The 16,770-nt window shown below is 62.0% G+C and carries 18 protein-coding genes, 1 tRNA gene and 1 pseudogene; 5 read left to right on the top strand and 15 right to left on the bottom strand.

Annotated elements, in window-relative coordinates; translation table 11 throughout:
• Both ACTXGA_RS18110 and ACTXGA_RS18105 read right to left on the bottom strand, forming a co-directional pair.
• A pseudogene (locus tag ACTXGA_RS18110) lies at nucleotides 1-422 on the bottom strand (transposase); the annotation flags it as partial.
• 320 nt (nucleotides 423-742) lie between these two features.
• Nucleotides 743-819, bottom strand: a tRNA-Arg gene (locus tag ACTXGA_RS18105).
• Nucleotides 820-930: 111 nt separating this feature from the next.
• Between ACTXGA_RS18105 and ACTXGA_RS18100 the strand changes: the two genes are divergently transcribed.
• On the top strand, nucleotides 931-2,412 hold the full coding sequence (locus ACTXGA_RS18100; protein WP_443396010.1) for a fused MFS/spermidine synthase: 1,482 nt from the start codon (nucleotides 931-933) through the stop codon (nucleotides 2,410-2,412).
• Nucleotides 2,413-2,425: 13 nt separating this feature from the next.
• On the opposite strand, the gene ACTXGA_RS18095 is transcribed toward ACTXGA_RS18100, so the two are convergent.
• From ACTXGA_RS18095 to iscR, 10 genes are all read right to left on the bottom strand, one after another.
• Entirely contained in the window at nucleotides 2,426-3,646 is a 1,221-nt protein-coding gene (locus ACTXGA_RS18095; protein ID WP_443396009.1) for a cysteine desulfurase, read from the bottom strand.
• The gene (locus ACTXGA_RS18090) at nucleotides 3,639-4,223 is read right to left on the bottom strand and encodes a YIP1 family protein (protein WP_443396008.1); all 585 of its coding nucleotides are present in this window, start codon (nucleotides 4,221-4,223) and stop codon (nucleotides 3,639-3,641) included. The genes ACTXGA_RS18095 and ACTXGA_RS18090 overlap by 8 nt, the downstream gene beginning before the upstream one ends.
• Entirely contained in the window at nucleotides 4,220-4,717 is a 498-nt protein-coding gene (locus tag ACTXGA_RS18085) for a YIP1 family protein (RefSeq protein WP_443396007.1), read from the bottom strand. The genes ACTXGA_RS18090 and ACTXGA_RS18085 overlap by 4 nt, the downstream gene beginning before the upstream one ends.
• A 3-nt stretch (nucleotides 4,718-4,720) precedes the next feature.
• On the bottom strand, nucleotides 4,721-6,001 hold the full coding sequence (locus tag ACTXGA_RS18080) for a SufB/SufD family protein (protein WP_443396006.1): 1,281 nt from the start codon (nucleotides 5,999-6,001) through the stop codon (nucleotides 4,721-4,723).
• Complete coding sequence (gene sufC, locus ACTXGA_RS18075) at nucleotides 6,001-6,756, bottom strand: Fe-S cluster assembly ATPase SufC (protein WP_443396005.1); 756 nt, start codon at nucleotides 6,754-6,756, stop codon at nucleotides 6,001-6,003. Before sufC ends, ACTXGA_RS18080 begins: the two co-directional genes overlap by 1 nt.
• Nucleotides 6,757-6,854: 98 nt before the next feature.
• On the bottom strand, nucleotides 6,855-7,379 hold the full coding sequence (locus tag ACTXGA_RS18070) for a hypothetical protein (protein WP_443396004.1): 525 nt from the start codon (nucleotides 7,377-7,379) through the stop codon (nucleotides 6,855-6,857).
• Nucleotides 7,380-7,804: 425 nt separating this feature from the next.
• On the bottom strand, nucleotides 7,805-8,008 hold the full coding sequence (locus tag ACTXGA_RS18065; protein ID WP_443396003.1) for a hypothetical protein: 204 nt from the start codon (nucleotides 8,006-8,008) through the stop codon (nucleotides 7,805-7,807).
• Entirely contained in the window at nucleotides 8,008-9,528 is a 1,521-nt protein-coding gene (sufB, locus tag ACTXGA_RS18060) for a Fe-S cluster assembly protein SufB (RefSeq protein ID WP_443396002.1), read from the bottom strand. Before sufB ends, ACTXGA_RS18065 begins: the two co-directional genes overlap by 1 nt.
• Nucleotides 9,529-9,545: 17 nt before the next feature.
• The gene (locus tag ACTXGA_RS18055) at nucleotides 9,546-10,673 is read right to left on the bottom strand and encodes a cysteine desulfurase family protein (protein ID WP_443396001.1); all 1,128 of its coding nucleotides are present in this window, start codon (nucleotides 10,671-10,673) and stop codon (nucleotides 9,546-9,548) included.
• Between the two features lie 150 nt (nucleotides 10,674-10,823).
• The gene (iscR, locus tag ACTXGA_RS18050) at nucleotides 10,824-11,291 is read right to left on the bottom strand and encodes a Fe-S cluster assembly transcriptional regulator IscR (RefSeq protein WP_443396000.1); all 468 of its coding nucleotides are present in this window, start codon (nucleotides 11,289-11,291) and stop codon (nucleotides 10,824-10,826) included.
• 185 nt (nucleotides 11,292-11,476) lie between these two features.
• Here iscR and ACTXGA_RS18045 point away from each other — a divergent pair, with 185 nt between their 5' ends.
• Entirely contained in the window at nucleotides 11,477-12,130 is a 654-nt protein-coding gene (locus tag ACTXGA_RS18045; RefSeq protein ID WP_443395999.1) for an alpha/beta hydrolase, read from the top strand.
• Nucleotides 12,131-12,142: 12 nt separating this feature from the next.
• Nucleotides 12,143-12,424: a hypothetical protein gene (locus tag ACTXGA_RS18040; protein WP_443395998.1), complete on the top strand. Its 282-nt coding sequence runs from the start codon at nucleotides 12,143-12,145 to the stop codon at nucleotides 12,422-12,424.
• A 67-nt stretch (nucleotides 12,425-12,491) separates the two neighbouring features.
• On the opposite strand, the gene ACTXGA_RS18035 is transcribed toward ACTXGA_RS18040, so the two are convergent.
• Together ACTXGA_RS18035 and ACTXGA_RS18030 are read right to left on the bottom strand one after the other, a co-directional pair.
• Nucleotides 12,492-12,920: a DUF1801 domain-containing protein gene (locus tag ACTXGA_RS18035; RefSeq protein ID WP_443395997.1), complete on the bottom strand. Its 429-nt coding sequence runs from the start codon at nucleotides 12,918-12,920 to the stop codon at nucleotides 12,492-12,494.
• 221 nt (nucleotides 12,921-13,141) lie between these two features.
• Nucleotides 13,142-14,089, bottom strand: coding sequence for a tetratricopeptide repeat protein (locus ACTXGA_RS18030; RefSeq protein WP_443395996.1), 948 nt, complete (start codon nucleotides 14,087-14,089; stop codon nucleotides 13,142-13,144).
• Between the two features lie 182 nt (nucleotides 14,090-14,271).
• On the opposite strand from ACTXGA_RS18030, the gene ACTXGA_RS18025 reads away from it, so the two are divergent.
• Both ACTXGA_RS18025 and ACTXGA_RS18020 read left to right on the top strand, forming a co-directional pair.
• Entirely contained in the window at nucleotides 14,272-14,724 is a 453-nt protein-coding gene (locus ACTXGA_RS18025) for a c-type cytochrome (RefSeq protein ID WP_443395995.1), read from the top strand.
• A 6-nt stretch (nucleotides 14,725-14,730) separates the two neighbouring features.
• A complete protein-coding gene (locus tag ACTXGA_RS18020) occupies nucleotides 14,731-15,606 on the top strand; it encodes a c-type cytochrome (protein WP_443395994.1) in 876 nt (291 codons plus the stop codon).
• Between the two features lie 60 nt (nucleotides 15,607-15,666).
• Here ACTXGA_RS18020 and lipA read toward each other — a convergent pair whose 3' ends face one another.
• On the bottom strand, nucleotides 15,667-16,614 hold the full coding sequence (lipA, locus tag ACTXGA_RS18015; RefSeq protein ID WP_443395993.1) for a lipoyl synthase: 948 nt from the start codon (nucleotides 16,612-16,614) through the stop codon (nucleotides 15,667-15,669).
• Nucleotides 16,615-16,770: the final 156 nt, after the last annotated feature.

Raw genomic sequence — 16,770 nt, 5'->3', positions numbered from 1 at the left:
CACCAACAGGTCTTCGTCAGGACGTCCAACCGGCACTTTGCGTTGCGTGGATCGGTGCTGTTTCAGAACACGACAGGCCCGGCGCTCTGAGACCTTCAACTCAGCGCGAACACGATCAATGCAAGCGCGGCGGCGAGCGGGGCTCAGAAGTTTCCCTTTGCAGCTTCCGCCAGGATCAGCTTGTCCAGCGTCAGGTCAGAAACAGCCTTGCGCAGTCGCTCATTCTCTTTCTGTAGACGCTTCAGCTCCTTCAATTGATCCGTGCCAATCCCGCCGTACTTCTTCTTCCAACGGTAATACGTTTGTTCAGTCACACCGATCTGCCGGATCGCATCCAGACCCGGCATACCTTGCCCCGTTAGAACCTCAACCTGCCGTAACTTCGTGACAATCTCTTCGGGCTTGGGGCGCCTGTTGGCCATGTATTTCCTCCGTTTTCCTAAACATAGCGGAGGACCACTTCAGTGGGGGAAGACCAGCCCCGCCCCCCCCCCCCTGGACTTTCGAACTTCACACCACCTTACAAACGAAAACCCGGAGCTGCGCGGAAACATGACAGTTTCACCAGCTAATCATCGATCCCCTTGCCCGGATCGACAACGGTCCGCTCGGACGCTCACTTCGACAGAGGTCGCCGCCCCTTAGTCATACGGTTATCATCTCCTGGTCGGGTCTGTCGTCGAGTGGCGGGACCCCAAACGTCACCAGCAGGAGAATGTGCTATCGTCGAGGCAATGGATTATGGCGCACCCGAGAGGATTCGAACCTCTGGCCTCTGCCTTCGGAGGGCAGCGCTCTATCCAGCTGAGCTACGGGTGCCTGCCCCGCGTCTTAGGACAAAGCGCACGGCCTCGCAATAGGCCTTTTCCGCTTGCCAATCTCACCGGCCCCGGCAATCTGTTGGGATCGTCGCAAAGGCTGCCCGACATCATGCGCACGTCTCTCTGGGTCTTGGTTTTTCTTCAGGCGATGGTGTCCGCCGCCTCGCTGGTGGTCGAGATCGTCGCCGGACGCATGCTGGCACCCTATGTCGGCATGTCGCTTTACACGTGGACATCGGTGATCGCGGTGGTTCTGGCCGGGTTTTCCGTCGGTCACTGGTGGGGCGGAGTTCTGGCCGGGCGTCCGCTAAAAAAATCGTTGACCGACACCGGCTGGGCGCTGTTCGGGGCCGCCCTGACAACCGCCCTGGCCGCGCAGGCATTGCGCCTGACGGCCGGGCCGATCCTTGACGCGGCACCCGGCCCGGTTTGGGGAATCGCCGGTCTGACGCTGGCCGCGTTTTTCCTGCCGTCGTTCTTTGCCGGCGCTCCGGCGCCGGTCCTGACCCGGGCGGCGCTGGCCATCGGCGCGGCGCAGGGCCGCGCGCTGGGGGCCATGTTCGCGGCGGGGGCCGTCGGCGCGATTGCCGGGACCCTGCTGGCAGGCTTCCTGTTCATTTCGTGGCTGGGCAGCAGCGCGACGTTGGCCGTGGTCACCGGCGTCTACGGACTTGGTGCGCTGCTCTGCATGGGGCTGGCGCGCAGCCTAGGCCCGCTGGCCATGGTCGCCGCATTCACCACGGCCATCGTCAGCGCCGCCAGCCTGATGGCGCCCAATCCCTGCTCTGTCGAAAGCCGCTATTTCTGCCTCACGGTCTCGGACGTCTCCGCCGATCCCAAGCGTCCGGCAAAGGCGCTGATCCTTGACCACCTCGTGCACGGCATTTCGGCGCGGGACCTGCCGCAGGTCATGTTCACCGATCACGCCGCCATGCTGGACGCGCTGGCGCGGTTGCGTGCGCCAGAGCCTGCATTCTCTAGTTTTCATATCGGCGGCGGCAATTACGCCCTGCCTCGCGCCTTTGCCGACCGTGGCCTGACCCGGATCACAGTGGCCGAGATCGACCCGGATGTGACCCGACTGGCCGCCGACGCCTTCTGGTTCGATCCGGCCGGCGCCACCATCCTGCACCAGGATGCCCGCATGGCGCTGCGCAACGATTCCACCCGGTACGACGTCATCATCGGCGACGCCTTTACCGATACGGCCGTGCCGCAGCATCTGGTCACGCGGGAATTTTTTGAACTGGTGCACAGCCGCCTGACGCCCGGTGGCAGCTACCTGATGAACGTGATCGACTATGCCGACCGGCTGGAAGCCGTGGGCAGCCTGATCGCCACCCTGCGCGAGGTGTTCCCGGAGGTCGAACTCTGGACCGAGGCGCGCCGCCCAGACCCCGGCGAACGGGTGGTCATGGTCATTGCGGCGGGCGCCGCCCCCAGTGAGGCTGACAGCTTTGTCGTGCCCTCCCCCGACAGGACGCGTTTCGCCGCGCTGGCCCCGGCGTTCGTCGACCAGATCGCAGCGCGCGGCCTGATCCTGACCGACGATTACGCGCCCATCGACCGGCTGGTTGGCGCGCGCGGCTGAGGCAGACCCGACCTCAGCCGAACAGGTCGTGCGCCAGTTCCAGCGCCTCGACCAGTTTGTCGATCTCGGCCTCGGTGTTATACAGGCCCAACGATGCGCGGCAGGTGGCGGTAACGCCAAGGTAATCCATCAGCGGCCCCGCACAGTGATGCCCGGCCCGAACCGCGACACCCTTCTTGTCGAGGATGGTCGAGATGTCATGCGCATGCCCTGCCCCCTCCATCGTGAAGGAAAAGATCGCCGCCTTGTTCGGCGTCGTACCCTGCAGCGACAGCCAATTCAGCCCGCCCAGTTTCGATACCGCGTAATCGCGCAGACGCGCCTCGTGGGCGGCGATTTTCTCCATCCCGAGGTTCATCATGTACTCCAGCGCGACGCCCAGCCCGATCTGCTGGACGATGCCCGGCGTGCCGGCCTCGAATTTCATCGGCGGGTCGTTCCAGGTGATCTCATCCTTGTGGACCTCGCGGATCATATCGCCGCCGCCCATGAAGGGACGCATTTCCTTCATCCGGTCCTTGCGGATCCAGATCGCGCCCGAGGCCGAAGGCCCGTACAGCTTGTGCCCGGTGATGGCGTAGAAATCGCAGCCCAGATCGTCCACGGACACCGGCATATGCACCGCTGCCTGAGAGCCGTCGACCAGCACCGGAACCCCCTTGGCCTTTGCCCCGTCGCAGATCGTCTTGACGTCCACCACCGTGCCCAAAACGTTGGACACCTGCGTGACGGCCACCAGTTTCGTCTTCGGGCCGATTGCGTCGACCACCTTTTGCGGATCAAGGTAGCCGGTCGCGTCCACATCGACCCATTTGATCGTTACGCCCTGCCGTTCGCGCAGGAAATGCCAGGGCACAATATTGGCGTGATGCTCCATCACCGACAGCACGATCTCGTCTCCTGGTTCGAGATTGGGCATGGCCCAGCCATAGGCGACAAGGTTGATGCCCATGGTCGTGCCGGTGGTATAGACGATTTCCTCCGCATCCTTGACACCAAGGAACCGCGCGATGATCTCTCGCACGCCCTCGTACTTCTCGGTGGCGAGGTTCGACAGGTAATGCAGCCCGCGATGGACGTTGGCATATTCCTCGGCATAGCCGCGCGTCACCGCATCGATCACCACCTGCGGTTTCTGCGCGCTGGCACCGTTGTCGAGATAGACCAGCGGCTTGCCGTTCACCTCTCGCGAAAGGATCGGGAAATCGGCCCGGATCTGTTCCACGTCATACATAGTCTGTCATCCCTTCGGGCGTGACCCCTGCAAACGCAAGGAGCAACGACAGGGCAAAGGCCATCGCCAGAACCCCCAGTATCATCACGGCAACCGCCTTTATCAGGCTGCCCAACTCATGCACTTCGTTCAGGAAGTTGATCAGGATCCAGACGCCCAAGGCCGTGGCTGCCATCGTCGCCAGCCCGGCAAGCCCGGGCGACAGTGGTGTCAGGATCAGAAGTGCGATCTGTACCAGCACCCGCAGGCCCTGCATCCAGATCATCAGCAGCGCGACCTCTTCGAGACGCCCGCGTCCGCCCATGATCCGCCCCACCCCGGTAAAGCCGAGGATCGACCCCGCCAGCACAACCGCCTGCATGGCCAGAAAGACCATCGGGCTGGCCAGAAACGCCGGAACCGTACCCGGCGCCAAAAGGACAGAGCTGGAAAAGACCAGTGTATTCACAACGACGACCAGACCAAAGGCGGTCAACAATGCCTCGCGGTTGGGCCGGATCGACAACAGCAGCGCCGCAACCTCGCGCGGGTTCGTCACGCTTTGCAGCGCAAGCTTCAGGTATCCATCGATGGTCACGCCAGTTCCTCTTTCGCCTCGCGATGCGCCATGCGCAGTCCCGTGCTCCAGATCCAGAGCACAACCACCAGCCAGACCAGCCCGACCACAGTCAGCGCCCCGCCCGGCCCGATGAACCCCGCCACCAATCCGTAGAGCAACGCCAGCGGCGATGCCGCCAACAGCGCCCAGAACAGCGCCACTCGCGCGCCATATCCGCTGATCCGGTTGCCGGTCGCACGGACCGCCAACTGGCTGAGCCCGGCAATGACATAAAAGATAAGCGGCAGAAAGATCAGCGTCGCCAAAAGCGCCCCGCCCATGGCGGGTTGCAGGTCGGTTCCCTGCAGATGCGCCTCACGGGCCAGCCGCGGCCATTGTGCCACGAACATGACACCACAAGCCCCCATCAACCAGGCCAGCGCCCGGGGTTCGCTGGTCTCGCGCGCAAGATGCGCGCGCAAGACCTGCCCGGGCCGCCGATAGCTGGCGGCGATATCACGTGTGACAGGCACCGCTCAGCCGCGCCGCCGCGCCAGCCAGCCTTCGACCCGCGCAACAAGGTCCTCTTGCAGGCTCTCGTCCTCGATTTCCTGCACGGCTTCGGCGATGAAGGCGATGGTCATCATGTCCTCGGCCGCACCACGCGGGACACCGCGCGCGCGCAGGTAGAACAGGCTGTCCTCGTCGATGCCGCCACTGGTGGACCCATGCGAACAGGCGACGTCATCGGCGTAGATCTCCAGTTCCGGCTTGGCGAGGAACTGGCTGTCCTCGTCCAGAAGCAGCGACTGGCTGATCTGGTAGCCATCGGTTTTCTGCGCGCCTGCCTTAACAAGGATCTTGCCCTGGAAGACGCCCGTCGCACCGTTGCGAAGAACTTTCTTGAAGACCTGACGGCTCTCGCAATTCACCGCGTCGTGGGTCACGAACACCGTGTCATCGTGATGAAACGCGCCGTCCCCCATGCAGGCCCCGGCCACATGCGCCACGGCATCGTCGCCGGTGAATTCGATCACCACCTCATTGCGGGTCAGCACACCGTTCACTGTCAGGGTAAAGCTCTTGAACGTGCTTTCCGTGCCCAGCCGGGCAAAGACATGGGTCGCGGCGCGGCGTTCATGGTCACGGCCCTGCGCGCGCACATGGTGCAGCGCACCGCCGTCGGCGATGTCCACCTCAATGCACTTGTTGAAGCGCGCAGCGGCAGGACCGTTTTCGAGGATCGTCACCTCCGCCCCGGCGTCCACCTTGACAACGTGGTGCAGCACCGCGTCCGAGGTGTCAGCCTCGTGCCGGTAGATCACGTTGATCGCCTTAGACGGCTTTCCGGTCACGTGGATCAGCAGGCCGTCGGTGGCAAAGGCCGTGTTCAACGCGGCCAGAGGACGCGACACCGGATCCTGCCCCTTCGCCTCAAGAACGCCGTACAAGTCCTTGGCCCAATGAATATCTTTCACCTCGGCCAGCCGGTCGATCGTGACACCCTCAAGGGACAGATCGTCCGACTCTTCCGCCGAAAAGACGCCGTCGACAAAGACGACCTTCAGGCGTTCGCGGGTGGCGAACAGCGGCGGTTCGTCATTCGCTTCCAGCTTGGCAGCTGTGGGCGCCTCGGCGCTGACCAGGGTATCGGGACGGGTGTATTTCCAATACTCATCCCGCGCCGACGGCAGGCCCATGGACCGCACGCGCGCCAGTGCGTCACGGCGCGCGGGTTCGGCCCAGCCGCCTTCGGGCAATGTCAGCGCGGAGAGCCGCGCCTCTGTGGCATCCTGTTTGGTCTGCGGCAAACCCATTACGCCACCTCCGCAAGAATGTCCGCATACCCGTTCGTTTCGACCTCAAGCGCCAGTTCCGGCCCGCCGGTCTTGATGATGCGGCCATCCGCCATGATGTGCACGACGTCGGGTTTGATGTGGTCCAGCAGACGCTGGTAGTGGGTGATGACAAGGAAACCGCGTCCTTCGTCGCGCAGCGCGTTCACCCCATCGGCAACCAGCTTCATCGCGTCCACGTCAAGGCCGGAGTCGGTCTCGTCAAGGATGCACATCTTCGGTTCCAGCATCGCCATCTGCAGGATCTCGTTGCGCTTTTTCTCACCGCCGGAGAAGCCGACGTTGACCGGACGCTTCAGCATCTCGGCGTCGATTTTCAATTCCTTCGCCTTCTGGCGGATCAGCTTGAGGAAGTCGGCAGAGGACATTTCCTCTTCGCCACGCGCCTTGCGCTGCGCGTTCACGGCGGTCCGCAGGAAGGTCATGTTACCGACACCGGGGATCTCGACCGGATATTGGAAAGCAAGGAAAAGGCCCGCCGCGGCGCGCTCTTCGACTTCCATGTCCAGCAGGTCCTCACCCAGCAATTCAGCCGAGCCATCGGTCACCTCATAGCCGTCACGGCCCGACAGGACATAGGACAGGGTCGACTTGCCCGATCCGTTCGGCCCCATGATCGCATGAACTTTGCCCGCCTCGACGGTCAGGTTGACGCCCTTGAGGATCTGCTTGTCCTCTTCTTCAAGTTTGACGTGCAGGTTCTTGATTTCCAGCATTTTTTACCTCGCAGAAAACGTGTGAAGACGGGTCGGTCCAGGAAGGATCGCCCGTCGCATGTGAGTGATAGAAGTCGGATTACCCGGCGCGCAGCCGTTCAGAAAAGCGTCAGTTCGGTCGCCAGCACAAGCCAACCCGGCGGCGTGACCAAAACCGTCTGGTTGCACAGATCCACCAGCAAGACCGAAGTCGCCACGGCGAACCGGCTGAAGATCGCCGCGCAAAGAAAGAACTTGAACCGCGACAATCGGGCGACCGCCACCCCGATAACGGCAAGCGCCGGAGCAAGTCCAAAGACGATGGTCGCCTCCGAAAACAGCAGTGCGGCAAAGTTCGGATTCAGGATTGGCGTGTTTGTGGTCAGAGAGTTGTGCGCGCCCAATTCTGGCAGAATGACAAAAACGATCACCAGTGAAAGATAGCCTGCGATCATGCCAATTCCGGCAGACACCGGCCAGCCGATCACCTCTTTCAACGTGTCGTGCCTGAGGTCCTTGCGCCGGAGTTCGGCAGCCCTTTGATCGACGGTCTGCGCATAGGCGACCACCTCTTCGCCAACGGTTCCGCTTACCCTTTGCGTCCGTGCCAGACGTTCGTGAAAAGATGCATGTGCCTGCCGCATCTCCAAACACCCATTCTTGAAAAGTTACCAAGAGCAGATTTGACGCTGAATAGCGTCTGAAATTTGGCGAGAACCGGGACTTTTTCTGATGCTGATGCATGCGTTCAATCCAGACCCACGGCAGAGCCCGTCGACCATTGGTCGAAACCGTCGACGTCGCGAGCGCCACATTTCTTTTCGCTGCGGAAGACCATCATGATTGCCCCTGCGGCCTTTTTGTCCGGTTTGTATCCAGTGCGCAAAAAAGACTTCCCAATAACCCGGACACGAGAGACAGCGCCACAAGACGCCACATCGCCAGAGCGACTGTCAGCCAGCCCACGATCACCGTGAACCCGCAGCAAAACGCGCCGGTCAGTGTTACCGATATGAGGGGTGCCCGCGCCATTACAGTCCAGATCGCCCTTTCCGCAGTCAGTGTCGCGTTACCAGAAACAAGCCATGTGAGGCTGGCCGAAGGGGCTGAAGCAATCGATCAGATCCATGACCGCAAAGACATCCAATCCCGGGATCGGGATTGGATAGAGGTCGGGGCCAGAGGCCAACGCGGGTTCGTTCCACCCGACACCGGTCACGGCCAAAGACAGGACCATGACGGCCAGAACAACCTTGGCGCCCCAGCCACGCATTAGCCGACAGAGCCTTCAAGAGAGATCGCCACAAGCTGTTGTGCTTCCATGGCAAACTCCATCGGCAGCGCCTGCAGCACGTCGCGGCAGAACCCGTTGACCACCAGTGCCACGGCCTCTTCCTCGTCCATGCCGCGCTGACGGCAGTAGAACAGCTGATCGTCGTCCACCTTCGAGGTGGTCGCCTCATGCTCACAGCGGCTGCTGTTGTTCTTGACCTCGATGTAGGGAACCGTATGCGCCCCGCATTTGTCCCCGATCAACAGAGAGTCACACTGGGTATAGTTGCGGCTGTTCTTTGCCTTGGGGTGCATCGAAACAAGCCCGCGATAGGTGTTCTGCGCCACGCCTGCGCTGATCCCCTTGGACACGATGCGCGATTTCGTATCGCGGCCCAGATGGATCATCTTGGTGCCGGTATCGGCCTGCTGGTGATTGTTGGCGATGGCGATGGAATAAAACTCGCCTTGGCTTTCGTTGCCGCGCAGGATGCAGGACGGGTATTTCCACGTCACCGCAGACCCGGTTTCCACCTGCGTCCACATCACCTTGGCCCGGTCGCCCCGGCAATCGGCGCGCTTGGTCACGAAGTTGTAGATCCCGCCCTTGCCGTTCTCATCCCCGGGGTACCAGTTCTGAACGGTGGAGTATTTCACCTCGGCGTCTTCCTCGATGATGATTTCCACCACCGCGGCGTGCAGCTGTGCCACGTCGCGCTGCGGTGCGGTGCAGCCTTCGAGGTAGCTGACATAGCTGCCCTTGTCGGCAATGATCAGCGTGCGTTCGAACTGGCCCGTGTTCTCCGCGTTGATGCGGAAATAGGTCGACAGCTCCATCGGGCAGCGCACGCCCGGCGGCACGTAGACAAACGAACCATCGGAGAAGACGGCGCTGTTCAGCGTGGCATAGAAATTGTCGGACACCGGCACGACCGAGCCGAGGTATTTCTTCACCAGTTCGGGATGCTCGCGGATCGCCTCGGAGATCGAGCAGAAGATCACCCCTGCCTTCTTCAACTCCGCCTGAAAGGTCGTCCCGACAGAAACGGAGTCGAACACCGCATCCACGGCCACCTTGCGGCCCTCCGCAGGTGCGTTCTCCGCCCCTTCGACCCCGGCAAGGATCATCTGTTCTTTCAGCGGGATGCCCAGCTTTTGATAGGTTTCCAAGAGCTTGGGATCGACATCATCCAGCGACTTGGGCTTTTCCGCCATGCTCTTGGGCCGGGCGTAATAATACTGCTCCTGAAAATCGATCTCGGGGTAATCGACCATCGCCCATGTCGGCTCTTTCTTCTGCAGCCAACGCTCATAGGCCTGCAGACGCCACTCCGTCATCCACTCCGGCTCTTCGTTCTTTTCCGAGATCAGACGCACGATGTCCGGCGTCAGCCCCTTGGGGGCGTATTCCATCTCGATGTCCGTTTCCCAGCCGTATTTGTAGGTGCCGGCGGATTTGACGGCATCCACCGTCTCCTGATCCACACCTTCCTTGACCGTCACTTCATCGAAAGCCGCCATCGGGGGTTCCTCTCTCATCATGCGGCCCTCGCGCGGTGCCGCTCGTATTTCTGTATCCATGCGGCGCAAAAGCGCTGCACATCTTCTTCGGTTGTGTCCAGACCAAGACTGACGCGGATGGCGCTGGCCGAGGTCTCTTCGTCATATCCCATCGCTTCGAGCACGCGGCTGCGCCGCACCTTGCCGCTCGAACAGGCCGATCCCGCGCTGACGGCAAAACCCGCAAGGTCCATCTGCATGACCTGCGTCTCACCTTTCCAGCCCGGGGTCGCGAAACAGCTGGTGTTGGGCAGCCGCTGCGAGTCTTTCCCGACAAAAATAGTCATGCCGGAGGCAGCCTCAAGAGATTCTTCTAGAATGTTTCTAAGTTTTTCGACACGGGCCCATGCACCTGCCTCGACGTCACGCTGTGCCGCCTCGGCCGCGGCACCGAAACCGGCGATACCGATCACGTTTTCGGTTCCCGAGCGGCGCCCCATCTCCTGCCCGCCCCCGCGCAGGATCGGCGCGGGATCGTCGCGGGTAAAGTTGATCAGGGCGCCAACGCCCTTCGGCCCGCCGATCTTGTGCGCGGACAGGATCACGTAGGCCGGTTTGCGCCCCCCGTCATAACGCACCGGCACCTTGCCCGCCATCTGCGTGACATCGCAGACCACGGCACATCCCATATGCCCCTCGGCTGCCGCGACAGACGGCACCACCGCCCGGTCCGGCATCATCACGCCGGTTTCGCTGTTGGCCGCCGAAACCGCCAGCAACCCGATGCCGCCGCGCTCAAGCGCCTCGACCGCACCCGCCGTGCCATCAGCCCGCTGCAGGGCCGGCAGATCAAACGCGCTCCAGACCTGAAGACAATCGTGTTCCGTGGGCAGGGCGGCAAAGACACCTCCATGCCGCTCGGCTTGGGCAACAGCCAGCGCCGCCGCCTCGGTCGCCGAGCCGGTGAACACCACCTGCGTTGGCAAACACCCCACCAACGCCGCCACTTGCGCCCGCGCCGCTTCGACCACGCCCTTGGCCACGCGCCCCTCGGCATGCACGGATGACGGGTTGCCCGCCACATCCATCGCGGCCAGCATCGCCGCCCGCGCCTCGGGCCGCAGCGGTGTGGTGGCGTTGTGATCCAAATAGACGCGCCCGCTCATCCCCGGACCTGTTTCTGTGGTTTCCAAATACCTCGGGGTCGCCGTTGTTGCGCCATTGGTTCGAGGAACAATGGCGACGGGCAGCGCCCCAATCCGCGCTGTGCGTCCAGCACAGCGCTCAAACCTGTGCGCCGCAGGCGCGCCGCCGGATCACGCCTTGTCATCATCGACCACGGCAAAGATCGTCGGCACCGCCGGACAGGGGGCCAGCGAATTGTCCACCACATCCGACAGCCGGGTCTGGTGCAGGAAAACGTAGACATGCGCCGACAGGCTCTGCCACAACCGGTTGGTCAGCGATTGCGCGCGGCTGCCCGACAACCCGCCAGAGGCGCCCGCGCCAACGTGCATCGCGTCCACCGTCTCATCCACCGCCGCCAGAATCTCGACCACCCGGATCTCGGAAGGGGCGCGCGACAGGCGATACCCGCCCCCCGGACCCCGCACCGATTCCACCAGCCCCGCCCGCCGCAGCTTGACAAACAGCTGTTCCAGATAGGGCAAGGAGACGTCTTGCCGTTTCGAAATATCGCCAAGGGTCACAAGCGTTCCATCCCCCTGCAGGGTGATATCCGCCAGCGCCACCATGGCGTAACGTCCCTTGGTGCTAAGTTTCACGGCCCCACGCCCTCGTATGCGGCGGCAATTGACCTTGTCGGCTCAATTGCCTATCTGCTTTCCAGCCCGGACCACGTCCGCACCTGTTTAGAAGAGTTCTAAAGTAGTTGCGTGTTTTGGTCAAGAAATTGCAGGCGCCCCGATGGGCCGCCGACCAGACCGCTTATAAGGAGCAGCCCCACCCCATGCCCGAGGTCATCTTTCCCGGACCCGAAGGCCGCCTCGAAGGCCGTTACCACCCGCAGAAAGACCGCGACGCGCCGATCGCGATCGTGCTGCATCCGCATCCGCAGTTCGGCGGCACCATGAACAACAAGGTGGTCTACAACCTCCATTACGCCTTTTTCAACATGGGTTTCACCGTGTTGCGGTTCAATTTCCGGGGCGTCGGACGCTCTCAGGGCGAATACGATCAGGGTGTGGGCGAACTCAGCGACGCGGCGTCTGCGCTGGATTACCTTCAGTCGATGAACCAGAATTCCAAGCACTGCTGGGTCGCAGGCTTTTCTTTTGGCGCATGGATCGGGATGCAATTGCTGATGCGGCGTCCGGAAATCACCGGCTTCGTCTCGGTCTCGCCCCCGGCGAATATGTATGACTTCTCGTTCCTCGCGCCCTGCCCCTCTTCGGGGTTGATCATCAACGGCACCAATGACCGTGTTGCCCCGCCGGCGGATACCCGCGCGCTGGTGTCCAAACTGCATGAGCAGAAGGGCATCCAGATCACCCATGATGAGGTGGAAGGATCCGGGCACTTCTTCGAAGAGCCGCACATGGAAACCCTGATGGACACCGTCACCAGCTACGTCAAACGTCGCCTGACCGAAAACACGCGCTGAGGGAGATCCGTCATGTCCGTCGTCGAGGATCTGGCCGACAAGCTTGCACGCGACACCATCAAGGCCATGGATGCGCTGGGGGATGAAAACCTGGCCGAGCAGGTCGCCAACGTGCTGGGCGCGTCTTCGCCCTCGTCCGAGGAGATCTTTCGCGCCGCCGTCCGCATCCGGCTGGCCGAACGGCGGGCGCGAAACTTTCTGACCGACCACGTGGAAAAGGCGCTCGAAGCCAAGAAGCGCGGCGAAGATATCCCGCAGGCCATTGCCCCCGGATCCGACAACGAAGCGCTCTGAACAATCAGCGGGACGTGCCATTGGGCGCGTCCCGTTTCACTTGTGCCCCTGCGCAAACCGCCCGGGATCAGCTCGGTTCGATCGGCCAGCGCGTTGCCAGATCGTCCAGCCCCGCCCGGATCAACTCTGCGACCACATCAAGGTTCACTTTGGACAACGCGCCAAGGTAGAGGCAGGATTTGCCTAGTTTGTGCGGCCCCAACCGCGCCAGCACATCGCCGAAATCCGCGTATCCGGGCATGATGTAGATCACCATGTTGGCCTTGCGCGGGGCAAAGCCGGTCGCAAGACTCTGCCCCGAATGCCCGCTGGCGTAGGTATAGGCATAGCGTCCATATCCGACGATGGAACTGCCCCACAGAACGGGCTGCCAGCCGGTCACATCGCGGAACAGCCGGTCCAACACCTGCGCGTCTTCGCGCCGCCGCACAGGTTCTACTTGCGCAAGAAAATCCGCGACCGAGGCCTCTGACGGGACGGTCATTCGGTCAGCCATGCAAAACCTCCCTTCGAACGCAGATCATTCGTATAGGTTACGGTCTCTGCGCTTTGGAATTGGACCGTTTTTTGCAACGCTAACCTATCAGATTAGAAACAAAGTCACCACTCACGAACCATTGTTTCCAAGTTTCGCCCGCCAGACGGGCGGTTTCAGACCCGGAGGTTTTTCCGCTCTGCTCTCCAATAGGCGCAGTTGCCCGCCACCCGGTTGTCCCGCTACCTCGATATCACGCTGTCCGCGAAGGACTGCGCCGCCGTCCGCTGCGCCTCGTCAAAGCCGTCAGCCAGGTCCTCACATTGCTCCGCCGCGTCGCCATCCGATGTCTCGTACCCCCAATCCAGTCCGACAAGGCAATATCCATAGCCCTGAACCGGATCGTGCCAAAAGCCTGCATAGTCTTCCCAAGCCACGAACAGCCCGAGTTCAAAGGCCGCCTTGGCGACGCCCCTTTCGACCCCCATCCGATACAGCAGGTAGGACTTCAGCAGGTCCTGCTCGATGCCCTCGTTGCCTTCGTAAAGCCAGGCCAGATCGGGGATCGATTTCTTGTCCCCCGCCGCGATGGCGCGTTCCAGGTAAAGCCGCGACAGATCCACGTCCTGCGCGACCCCGTTGCCGTGGTAATAGGCGTATCCCACTTCGCGCAGACCGTTGAACGTGCCTGCGTCCGCGCCCTTGCGGTACATGGCCAGCGCCTGCGCCTTGTCCTCGTCGATGCCGCGCCCGTGGAAATACATGTCGCCAAGGATGTTCCAGCCCTGCGGATAATCCAGCGCGATGGCCTCTTCGGCCCGGGTCTTTGCCTTGGCATAATCGATGCCGAACCCGTCGTGATCGGCCTGCCAGAACAGCGCCATGTTGAAATGGGCCCGGGCAAAGCCCTGATCGGCGGCGCGTTGATACCATTCAAGCGCCTCGGCCGGGTCATAAGCAATCCCCTGCCCGCCATCCTTTTCGGTCAGTCCCGCGGCAAGGATATTCTGCGCGACCGGGCTGCCTGCTTCCGCCTCGGTCCGAACGACCTCCCAGATGCCGTCGTACCGCCCGTCCAGCCAGGCCTGCCGCGCCTCGGCCAACGCGGGCGATATGGAGTGATCCAGTGCGCCCTGCGCCACCGCAAGACCGGGCCAAAGGGAAATCAACAGGGCAAATCTGCGAAACATGGCAAGCACTCCTTGAAAGCGGTCGGACCGGACGCCGCCGCAACAAAGGCCCAAAAGCCCCGAAGCATCCGGTAATATTCCACAAATGTTTGTGACTCCGCCGACAGTTGTCAAAGGAAGAATGTAATTGTCACATTGCTCTGAAAGACTATGCTGACCGCATTCATAACAGGGAGATACCCATGAAATTCTCTTTTGCAGCGCTGGCAGCCACCGCTGTTCTGCTCTCCACCCCAGCTATCGCCGAAGCGCCTCAGGCCGTGAAAGCCCGCCAGGGACAATTCAACATCATGGCCCTGAACCTTGGCGTTCTTGGCGGCATCGCGCGCGGCACCGTCGATTATGACGCCGCAGTCGCACAGGCCGCCGCCGACTCTCTCGTCGCCGTGTCCACGCTGGACCAGAAGGCGATGTGGACCGACGGCACCAGCGTCGATGACATCGAAGAGACCCGCGCCAATGCCGCGATCTGGTCCGACATGGCTGATTTCGAAGCCAAGTGGGCCGCATTCGGCGAAGCCGCGACCGCCATGGCCGCCGTCGCCGGCACCGGCAAGGACGCCATTGGCCCGAACATGGGTGCCCTGGGTGGCGCATGCAAAAGCTGCCACGACACCTACCGCGCGCCTGAGTAAGGCCGGATGCGCACTTTCCTGAAACTTGTGGTCCTGGCGGCGATTGTCGGCGCCGGGGTCGGGCTTTGGGTCACGGCGCCGAACCGCGTGGATGCCGCGCGGTTCGATGGCCTGACCGGAGAGGCCGAGCGCGGAGAGGTGGTGTTTACGGCTGCCGGCTGTGCCTCGTGCCACCACACCAAGGGTGCCGAGGACAAGTTGGTCCTGACCGGCGGCATGGAATTCGTCTCGGATTTCGGCACGTTTTACGCGCCAAACATTTCGCCCCACCCGCAGGCCGGAATCGGCGGTTGGGAATTTGTCGATTTCGCAAATGCCGTGACACGCGGCGTGAACCCCAAGGGTCAGCATTATTACCCCGCCTTCCCCTATACGGCCTACACCAAGATGGAAGATCAGGACGTGGTCGACCTCTGGGCCTACATGCAGACGCTGCCAGAAAGCGATGTCACCAGCAAACCGCATGACGTGGGCTTTCCCTTCAACATCCGCCGTTCTGTCGGCGGCTGGAAGTTCCTCTTCATGTCGGCTGACTACGTGATGGAGGCGGACGGCAACGAACGCGGTCGCTATCTCGTCGAGGCGCTTGCTCATTGCGCCGAGTGCCACACCCCGCGCAACCCCGTTGGTGCGCTGGACAAAAGCCGCTGGATGGGCGGCGCGCCGAACCCATCGGGCAAGGGAACGATCCCGCCGTTGACGCCGGATGAACTGAAGTGGTCGGCCGAAGACGTGGCCTATTACCTCGAATCGGGCTTCACCCCCGAATTCGACGCCGTGGGCGGTCACATGGCCGAGGTGGTCGAAAACTTCTCGCACCTCTCCGCCGAAGATCGCAAAGCGGTTGCGGATTACGTCAAGGCCCTTCCGGCCCTGAACTGACAAAAGCTCCGGGCCGTTTCCGGTCCGGAGCCTGTCATTCTTCTCGAAAAATCGAAAGGATCAGCGGGCCAGCTTGGCCTCTCTTGCCGCGCGCAGACGGGCGAAATCATCACCCGCGTGGTAGGAAGAGCGCGTCAGCGGCGTCGCCGAAACCATGAGGAATCCCTTGCCATAGGCCGCTTTCTCATAGGCCGCAAACTCATCAGGCGTCACGAACCGGTCCACCGCGTGGTGTTTCGGTGTCGGCTGCAGGTACTGACCTATGGTGAGGAAATCCACCGTGGCCGCGCGCATATCGTCCATCACCTGCCGAACCGACTGACTGTCTTCGCCCAGGCCGACCATGATGCCGGACTTGGTAAAGATCGACGGATCGATCTCTTTCACCCGCTGCAACAGCCGCAGGCTATGGAAATACCGCGCACCGGGCCGCACCTCCGGGTACAGGCCGGGAACGGTTTCAAGGTTGTGATTGAACACATCCGGCCGTGCGGCGACGACAACTTCCAGCGCCTCGGGGGCACATTTCAGAAAATCGGGTGTCAGGATCTCGATGGTCGTTCCCGGCGACCGATGACGCACCGCGCGGATGGTCTGCGCGAAATGCTCGGCCCCACCGTCCTCCAGATCGTCACGGTCGACGGAAGTGATGACAACGTGGTTGAGGCCCAGTTTCTGAACCGCGTCCGCCACCCTGCCCGGCTCGAACGCATCCAGCGAATCGGGACGACCGGTGGCGATGTTGCAGAAAGAACAGCCGCGGGTACAGATATCCCCCATGATCATCATGGTGGCGTGCCCCTGGTTCCAGCATTCACCGGCATTGGGACAGCCCGCTTCTTCGCAGACCGTCACCAGATTGTTTTCACGCATGATGCGGCGGGTGTCGTTGTATCCCTTGCCGACCGGAGCCTTCACCCGGATCCAATCGGGCTTTTTCGGCTGGGCATTATCGGGGCGATGCGCCTTTTCCGGATGGCGTTCGGCGGGCATTTTGAGATCACGCACGGATTTTTCCCCTAAATCAGCAACGGCTTGCCCTTTATTAAAGGAAAGCAGGGGGTGTTTCCAGTGTACCCGGTCATCACGTTGGTGACCTATCCCCAGTGTTTACGAGTACCCCCTGCACCTTTCCCTAATGTTTCAAAGCATTAGGCCCCGGAG

This window comes from Antarctobacter jejuensis (assembly GCF_052266595.1).
GTDB classification, from domain to species: domain Bacteria; phylum Pseudomonadota; class Alphaproteobacteria; order Rhodobacterales; family Rhodobacteraceae; genus Antarctobacter; species Antarctobacter jejuensis.
This window is presented reverse-complemented; position numbering and strand designations above follow the sequence as displayed.